Annotated in this window: 8 protein-coding genes; 4 read left to right on the top strand and 4 right to left on the bottom strand. The window is 34.0% G+C overall.

Annotated features, from left to right (window positions below; genetic code table 11):
• The first annotated feature begins 110 nt into the window (after positions 1–110).
• Both HMPREF2904_RS00230 and HMPREF2904_RS00225 read left to right on the top strand, forming a co-directional pair.
• Positions 111–998, top strand: coding sequence for a replication initiation protein (locus tag HMPREF2904_RS00230; protein ID WP_070659265.1), 888 nt, complete (start codon positions 111–113; stop codon positions 996–998).
• A 1,235-nt stretch (positions 999–2,233) separates the two neighbouring features.
• On the top strand, positions 2,234–2,629 hold the full coding sequence (locus HMPREF2904_RS00225) for a hypothetical protein (protein WP_070659263.1): 396 nt from the start codon (positions 2,234–2,236) through the stop codon (positions 2,627–2,629).
• A gap of 470 nt (positions 2,630–3,099) precedes the next feature.
• Here the strand turns inward: HMPREF2904_RS00225 and HMPREF2904_RS00220 are convergent, their stop codons facing one another.
• From HMPREF2904_RS00220 to HMPREF2904_RS00205, 4 genes are all read right to left on the bottom strand, one after another.
• Complete coding sequence (locus HMPREF2904_RS00220) at positions 3,100–3,735, bottom strand: hypothetical protein (RefSeq protein ID WP_070659261.1); 636 nt, start codon at positions 3,733–3,735, stop codon at positions 3,100–3,102.
• Positions 3,736–4,031: 296 nt separating this feature from the next.
• Positions 4,032–4,331, bottom strand: coding sequence for a type II toxin-antitoxin system RelE family toxin (locus HMPREF2904_RS00215; RefSeq protein ID WP_003015041.1), 300 nt, complete (start codon positions 4,329–4,331; stop codon positions 4,032–4,034).
• Positions 4,328–4,576: a type II toxin-antitoxin system RelB/DinJ family antitoxin gene (locus HMPREF2904_RS00210; protein ID WP_001018847.1), complete on the bottom strand. Its 249-nt coding sequence runs from the start codon at positions 4,574–4,576 to the stop codon at positions 4,328–4,330. Before HMPREF2904_RS00210 ends, HMPREF2904_RS00215 begins: the two co-directional genes overlap by 4 nt.
• Positions 4,577–4,920: 344 nt before the next feature.
• Positions 4,921–5,448, bottom strand: a complete 528-nt coding sequence (locus HMPREF2904_RS00205; RefSeq protein ID WP_070659259.1) for a hypothetical protein — start codon at positions 5,446–5,448, stop codon at positions 4,921–4,923.
• A gap of 78 nt (positions 5,449–5,526) precedes the next feature.
• Between HMPREF2904_RS00205 and HMPREF2904_RS11820 the strand changes: the two genes are divergently transcribed.
• The gene (locus tag HMPREF2904_RS11820) at positions 5,527–5,733 is read left to right on the top strand and encodes a hypothetical protein (RefSeq protein ID WP_042759375.1); all 207 of its coding nucleotides are present in this window, start codon (positions 5,527–5,529) and stop codon (positions 5,731–5,733) included.
• A gap of 900 nt (positions 5,734–6,633) precedes the next feature.
• A complete protein-coding gene (locus tag HMPREF2904_RS00190; RefSeq protein WP_070659255.1) occupies positions 6,634–8,046 on the top strand; it encodes a plasmid recombination protein in 1,413 nt (470 codons plus the stop codon).
• Positions 8,047–8,498: the final 452 nt, after the last annotated feature.

Here is an 8,498-nt window from a genome sequence, read left to right as displayed (position 1 = left end):
AAATGTCGGTTCTTCGATAACAAAATGTCGGTACAAAAAACATATATTTAAACTTGTTTTTATAACAAAGATAGGGTATAATAAAAACATAAGTCGAAAGAGGTTTTTATATGGCTAATGAAGTAGTTAAGCATCACAATGATTTAAACACGGTTGTCATGAGAAAATGGACAGCGGAAGAGATGAATTTCTTTTTTGCGATTATTGCAAAAGCAAAAGACAAAGGCACTTCTGACCTTGTTTTCGATAAATATCAGTTGGCAGAACTAGCAAACTATTCTATCCAACACAATAAACGATTTTACGACACAATGGATAGCTTGGCGAATAATATCACTCAATTAAGATACATTGAGAAAACAAAGAATTCTATCGAGTACATGCCACTTTTTACTTGGTTTAGAGTTGACTGGGAAGATGATTTGTCGGATATGAAAGCTGAAGTGTCGGTGTCTCCTCGTTTTGAGTACATTTTGAACAAATTATCAGCAAATTTCACTCAATACGAGCTACAAGAGTTTACTTCTATTCGCTCCACTTATGCAAAAACTGCTTACAGGCTGCTGAAACAATGGCGAACGGTTGGACGAAAAGAGTTCAAGATTGATGAATTTAAACTTTTGTTAGATATGCCAACTAGCTATAAATCGTGTCACATAGATAGACTTGTTTTGAAGCCTATTCTAGAGCAACTTTCCCCTTATTTTGAGGATTTGAAAGTCAAAAAAATCAAGTCAAAAAAGCGTGGAAATCCAGTTTTAGGGTATGAATTCACTTGGAAAAAAGAAGTGTCTGGAACATATGATCCAGACAAGTTCAATAAGCCGAAACCAGAACCGAAAAAACCTAATAAAGCAAAATCAAGCAAAAAGACAAGCAAGACAAACGTGCCATCTTACCACAACCCTAACTACAAAAAGGAACCTCTAACCCCTGAACAAGAGAAAATAGCGGACGAGTTGAAAGCGAAAGTAGAGAATTTGAGAAAAGACGGTTAAGCCGTCTTTTTTCACGTACAAAAATCTCAAGTATTTTTTGCGTCGATTTTAAAGGGTCTAATAAGCATTTTGAGAACCTTTAGGGTGGGGGTGGTATATTTACCCTCCCAGACCATTTTGTTTCGTTTTTATAGGGAATTGATAAGGAAATGCGGGCTTAAAATCGATCGTGAGAGAATATCTTCAATTTTTTTGCTGAATTCGAAAAAAATTTTATAAACACAAGATGTTGATTTTTTAAAAAATAAAAACGGCAAAACCCTTGTTATATAAGACTTCGTTGATTTTGTATAGACAACATATTGTGGTTTACCCCCTGTTATTTGGGTCAAAAAGAGAGGAAAATAGAGATTTTTTTTGAATGATGATGTATAATGTAAGCATAGCCCAAGCGGTGGCACCATAAACTAGTTTGTCAGTAAGAAAGTAGGTGGTGCCTATGGAAAAAACACCGCTCTCGATGAGCGATTTCTCTGGATTAAAAAGAGAAAGGAAAGTAGACAGATGTCTGCTTACGAAGTGATTATGATCGTGATTGCGATCATAACGCTGCTCAAAAAAAATAAGGACTAAAAGTCCACAAAAAAACGCCTTCTAAAAAGGCGCTAATCGAAAAAACTTGCCACCGCAAAGTAGCTATACAAAGAGAATTGTTCCAGCAATTCTCTTTTTTATTTAACCCTATTTTAACACAGGTGCGGGACAAAGGAAAGAAAAAGCTACGTTTTGTAATCTATTTTAGCGATAATAAAAACTATTCGGTACGTTTTTTAAACCATTTGGTCAATTTTTAAAAAAACAATGCAGAATAGTTTCAAAAACTGCATAAATTAATTGTTAAAAAACGGTGTTGAGAGGAGCATTTTGACGCGTTTTCAGTCTGATTAGTGGACTATCTATATTTTATTTTTATGTAGATATTAAATTAGGTGTTGTATCATTCTTTTCTAACTAAGATAACAGCCTAGTCAGATTATTAAATCGTAAAAATAGGGCTTCAATTTTTAGCTGCATTTTATAAGTGTTTTATTATGTTTTAAGAACTTAAAAGTTGGGGTGGTATATTTACCCTACCAGACCATTTAGTTTCATTTTCTATAGCTATCGATAAGGAAATGAGAGCTTAAAATCGATTTTAGTTAAATATCTGTACAGAAAGTGTATAGAAAGTGATATAATTGGTATATATAACGTTATGTATAGCGTATATAATCGACAAAAAAAGAGGTGAGAATATGAGTGTACAAATAAGCATGCGTGTATCGAAAGAACAGAAGGAAAAACTTGTAGAACTATCTAAAAAACAGAATAAGAGTTTGACGCAATATGTTTTAGATAGATGTATTATAGAAGATGTCGATACAAATATAGACAATGCTACACATTCTAGCGCACGTGTAGAAAAGATGCTACAAAGTCAAATTGAGCAATTGCGCGAAGATTTTGAACGTGAGCGTACACAACTAGTAGATCAAATCGATCAAAAAGACAAACAGATTGCTGACATGATCGAAACAAGCAACAGTCAACTGCAGCTTATTGGAGCTCTCACGATGAAAAATGAAACATTATTGTTAGAAACTAAAAAAAGCTGGTGGCAACGGTTGTTTTCAAAAAAAGACAGCCGTTAATTAGTAGAACATATTGTTTTGAAAAACTTGATGCCCCAAATATCATCATGTTTCAACGTAGCTTTAATTTTCTTTGAATAATTTCCTAAAACCAATCTGACTTTTTCGGTACAAGCCATTTGTCAAATCTTTTGTTAAACATTTACATTCTTTTTACACTATCAATGGTTATTGGAATTAGCAATCAAAAAACGGCAATCAGCATTCACTAAATTACCGTTTTTTATTTAAATTCTATTACTATTAACTACCTAATACTACTAGTTAATACTACTAGTTAATACTACTAGTAGTATTAAGATTATTACTAATTATCCTGAGGCCATCGTGTATAAATTGACCCAAAACGTCAAATCCGTTATAAATTCCGTAATAAATAAAGAGTCCTAAAATTATAGATGAAATAATAATACTTGCACAAATAAAATATGTACGTTTTTTTTCATTCATAATATCGATTATCTCCTAAGTTAGTATAGACTAATAGTTCCGTTTTGATTAAATGGGACTCTATAATAAGTTTTGCCTCCAAAAGAACCTCCAAAATTAAAACCAGCTCCTAACAACTCTGCTTTAATTTGACCTGAAGCATTACTGTCTATAACTGCTGTTAAAGTACCATTATAAGCATACTTTATACTTGTTGTAGGGTATCCATTTGGAGACCAAACATTAACATTTTTCCCTTCAATAAATGTGTTTGCAATAAAATTTGTTATTCCTAGGTAATAACCTTTAACTGAGTTAATTTGACGGAAAGAACCATTATTATATAGCTCAATATTTACACTTAATTGAAGTGTAGTTCTAGCAAATGTTGCACTTCTTATCAATGTATGTGAAGTAATTGTAGAGCGAGAAAGATCTGGGATAAGTTCAATAGTTTCAACAACTTTTCCAGTATCGCGATCAATAACAGTCGCAACTTCTGTGACCCCTGATTTTGAATAGATCACTTCTGGATTAGGAACATTATAATCCTCAACAGTAAATTGTAATTCATTGAATTTTACGGTGAGGTCACCAGTAGTGTCAGCGCTTACAGAAATAGGGAGACAAAATAATGCTAAACAACTAAATAATAGAGTAAATAGTATTTTTTTCATGTTAATCACCTACCGAGATTTCATAACAAAATTGGATATTAAGAATTGATAATTATAGTTTGCACATTGGAATCATCCACTTTCTTATATAAATATTAATTAGTTACGGTAATTTTTTATTCTAAAAATTTTATCTTTAGTAACAACTTTTTCTTATTTTATTATACTTTAATTTGAATGAATTTTCATTTTTTTATATGTGAAAGTAGTTCCAGTTTTCTTATCTCATTTACTTTTAATTTCTTGAATATGTTAGTAGGTGTTTCTTTCTTTTATGCAGGTTGGTTAAAATAGCTTCATCTGTTTCTTATACGTTTTTCAGAAATTGTATAAATTTCGTTATCACTTCTCTTACCAATAGCAATGACTTCAATAATTTCAATTGCATTGACAGTTTCATGAAAAACAATTCTCAGGCCCAGTTTTTTGTGTTTTAACTTCCTGTAACCTGCTAAATTACCGTGAAGAGCCTCTCCGGCAAGCATCCCTTGATTTTCTAACTTGATAAGTGACTTTTTAACATGAAGACGTTGACTATTATCTAATTTATAAAAATCATCTTGTGCTTCAGGTATCAATTCAACTTTATAACTCAATCCCAACCATCCTCTACATTTTCCAAACCTTCACGCCAATTTGAACCAAGAAATTCATCAACAGTTAAATTTTTTCGTGCTTCAAGTTCAAATGGAATTTTACGATCACGTCTGATTTTATTGAAATATAAATTAATTGCTGTAGTATAGTCAAGTCCAATCTCGTTTAAGACCTCACCGACTTCCTGTTTTAATTCAGAGTCAATACTTAGATTCAATCTTGCTTTTGTAGTTGTAATAGCCATTTAAATCACCTCATCTTTTTGTGTATATTATACACAAAAAAACAGATTTCTTCAAACTATTTTTTTCTCGTTGATAATTTTTCTGTATAAATTGTTAAAAAATAATGCTGAGATAGTCATTCTGAGCTATTTTCAGATCAAAGCACGGACAATATACCGCTAAAAACCCCTACAGCGTCAATGGTTTGCGCTGTTTTTTAGTTTATTCAACAACTTTCGGAAAAAGATCAATTTTTCGGAAAGATACTTTCCTAAGAGAAAGTTCCGAAATCTCATGGTCAAAAATAAAAATATCCTTGTAACAATTCAAGCTGCAAGGATATTTTTTATAGTCACATTAACTTTTATTTAACGTATCTCCAATAAAAGGTTATTCCTGTAGATGTTGGGTTATCTCTATCTACAGCAACCACGTATTCCATTCCCCAACCATGTCTAGCCGCTACAAGAAAAGTATCGTTAGAAAAATATTTTATGGCTGAATACACATCACCTACAAGAGGGAGCATTCCTGCTAGAGTCCCAACTGGATCATTAGAATATACTATCCTTTTAACTTCTGAGGGACTTAATCTTTGTATAACAGTCCTCATAACAGTTCTATCCATTGAATTTCCTTCAATTTCAACGAAGTTTAAAACATCTTTAGTAATTTGTTCTTGTTCTTCAACACTTAAATTAGAGGAATTGAATAAATCCTGTAAACTATAAACTTTACTTTCTTCAAGAACAAGTCGCTTAGTCTGGAGTCTTGCATCATGAGATTTTGGTGGGTGTGCCACATTTTGCGCAAAGGCAAGAGACGGCGAAACGAGACTAAAAGTTAAGATACCTGCAGAAATAGCAACTGCAAAAAATTTAGTAGTTTTCATGAGCTTTTCTCCTTTTTATTTGTATTCGTTTACATTTTATCATATAATGTTATTATAGTAAAGAAAGAAGGTGTTATTATGTTAAAAAAATATTTTTCAAAATATAAATGGACTGATTTATTTTGGATTCTATTTGTGATTTTGACATGCATCTATGTAGGAAACCATGATTTGCTTCCTCTTAATCATCAAGAATTCTCTCTTCGTGGTAGTTTCTGGGGATTTATACTTGCATTATTTCACTTACTATTCATTGATAAATTTTTCATCTCTAATCGGAAGTAAAACGATACTAGGTAAAAACTCAATTTCAGGAGAAAATAAAGTAAATCTCCCCACAATAAAACGCATAGTATCAAGGTTCTTCAAAACCTAATATTATGCGTTTTTTGATCTAAAGACTTTTCCCTATTCTTGCTTATTTTGTTAGCAAAAATGGGCAAGCAAAAATTGCGTGAAGCAATTTTTTCGGTGCGTTGTTCGCGCCGATTTTTTTTTGAGTCCACTTTGTGGGCCGAAAAACGCAGTGAATTTTTTGGCCCATCATGGGCCAAAAAAGGGGTGCAACCCACAGCCCTCCGCAGGAGCGTTTTACCTTTGCGCGCCACGCAGTGGTGTCAAAGGTGCAAAAACGTTACTCTTTGCCAAAGAGTAACAGAAACTCCCTGCCATATCCCGACTGTAGATTTCTATTTTTACGTTTATTTTTGTTTGACAATAGCGACGCAGAATAGCATTTGCGCTGCGTCATAGCCCGTTTTCGGGCTACTTTGAACTTTTTTTATTTGGGATGGTTTTGTATATTGGTCCACGTTTGATCTAAAACATGGTCTTCTATATAGTCCATTTTTTAGATAAATCATGGGCTTGTATATGTTCCATAATTTTATCATTTCGTGGTCTACTATATATCCCATTATTCTATATTTTCATGGTCCTCTATATAGTCCATTTTCTACTCAAATCATGGACAACTACGTAGACCATTATTTGTATTTTTCATGGACTTATATATAAATCCACGAAATGAACAAAACATGGATCTCTATATCTATCCATATTTTTATTAACTAGATTATTAGCTTAGTTAAATTCTTTGAGTATAGCGTTTTTTCTTCTGTTTTGTCTTTTTTTTTAACAAAAAATGGCATACTATGAGTAGCTATTCAAAGGTAGGTTTAAATCATGAATAAAACAATGACATTATCTTTTAAGACGAATCCACGTCAAACTAACATAAGACACAACAACCGCGAACTGACGGAAAAAGAGTTTATGAGCGACGCTCACAAGCATATCGAACGTGAAAAATCAAAATACAATATTCAGATTTTCAAACGTGATATAAAAGACGTTTATCACGAACTCTTTGATGATGCGCTGAATACTTACAACGCAAAGCAAAAGCGGAAAGATCGCAAAATTGATGACTACTATAAACACGTCCAGAAATCCAAAAATTTGGACCTTCAGAGGGAATTCATCGTGACCGTCGGAAACAAAGCTGATTGGGAAAAATTGAGCTTTGAAGAAAAACAGGAGGTCGGAGAGGCCCTAGAACGCTACGTTTGCGATTTTAACGAACGACACGATAATATGACCATTTACAACGCAATCGTTCATCTGGACGAAACTGGAGCCCCTCACGCCCATTTTAACATCATTCCAACAGCAACTGGCTATAAAAACGGACTTGCGGTGCAACCTTCTTTCCGAAAGGCTCTGGAACAAGAAGGATTCGGTCCAAGTGGACGTGAACAATTCAAAGCGTTTCGAGATGCAGAAATTCATCGTCTACATCAGTTTGTCCATGAAATTGGAATCGATAGAAAAGCTGGGCAGACAAACGATATCAAGGATATGCGCGAATATAAGGACGCGATGGAATATATTGAGAATCGAAAATCAAGTCAGATCGTGAAAATGCAACGAGAAGAACAAGCTCATGAAGAGAAGATGCACGAGCTAAACGAGCGATTGAGGCAGCAAGAAGAAAAATTTCAAAAGCGAGATCAGGCATTTGAGGACCGCAAGAGGCAACAGGCTAGAGAGATTAAGTTAATTAACGATGAGATCATGAGCAAGTCTGAAGAGCTTGATATCGAAATGATCAAAGATGAAACAGTCAATGCGATGCTGATGATGCAGCTGATAGCGAATAAGCCGATTGATGATAAACGGAACTATCGAATCGAAGAACGAGGCTTCGGAAAGGAAAAACAACGCTATGTTATTGTCCCAGAGAAAGACTTTGATGACTTGGCCCGTAGGGCTAATAGAGGTCCTTTAGTTAAATTGCTGAATGAGTTTAAAGAACATATTCTCGGTCTAGGAATTGTAAAACGTCTGAGGGCTACAATTGCTAAACTAAAAGAAGAAATGGCTGGTCTACTTAGAGAAAATGATAGCTTATCTAAAGAATTAACGGCTATAATTGAAGATAGAAACAAATACAGATCTCAATTGCAGGACCAAGAGTATTATCTAACGGATCAAGAACGTGCTGAGATTGCTGAAAAGATTGTTCAAAGACAAGATCTTGAGCTAGAAGATAATGAACGAAGCTTTGAAAGAGATGATCTCGATATGAGTAGATAACTTGATTATTAACCTAGTAATATAACCCCTTTTCCTGATAAACAGATCTGACGGCATAAAGCCGTCTTTTCTATTGGCTTCATACACTAAATTACAGATTTCATCTAACTTAAAGAGCCATCATCTAGCCACTAGGCTTACGCTCTTATAGGCCAGCTGTGTTGCATTCAAAACAAAAAGTAAATCGTAAGATCACAAATGTTGGATTGACTGCTAACAAGAGGGCGTAAGCCCTCTGGGAGCGAAGCGACCGAGAGCCGAAGGGCTCTAAGGCGAAGCCTCAAAAAAATCAAACGAAGGTGTAGATTTTGGGGCGAAACGAAGTGAGACCCTTATTTATATATATTTTATATATATGTTTAATAATATATTTAGCACCTCCGATAGTCTTAGAGCGCCAAGGGTTTCCAAGGTTTATGAATAACAAAATGTCGGTTCTTCGATAACAAAAT

This window comes from Streptococcus sp. HMSC072G04, assembly GCF_001813295.1.
Taxonomy (GTDB): Bacteria; Bacillota; Bacilli; order Lactobacillales; family Streptococcaceae; genus Streptococcus.
Note: the sequence above shows the minus strand (reverse complement) of the source record. Positions and strands in the feature narration are given on the sequence as shown.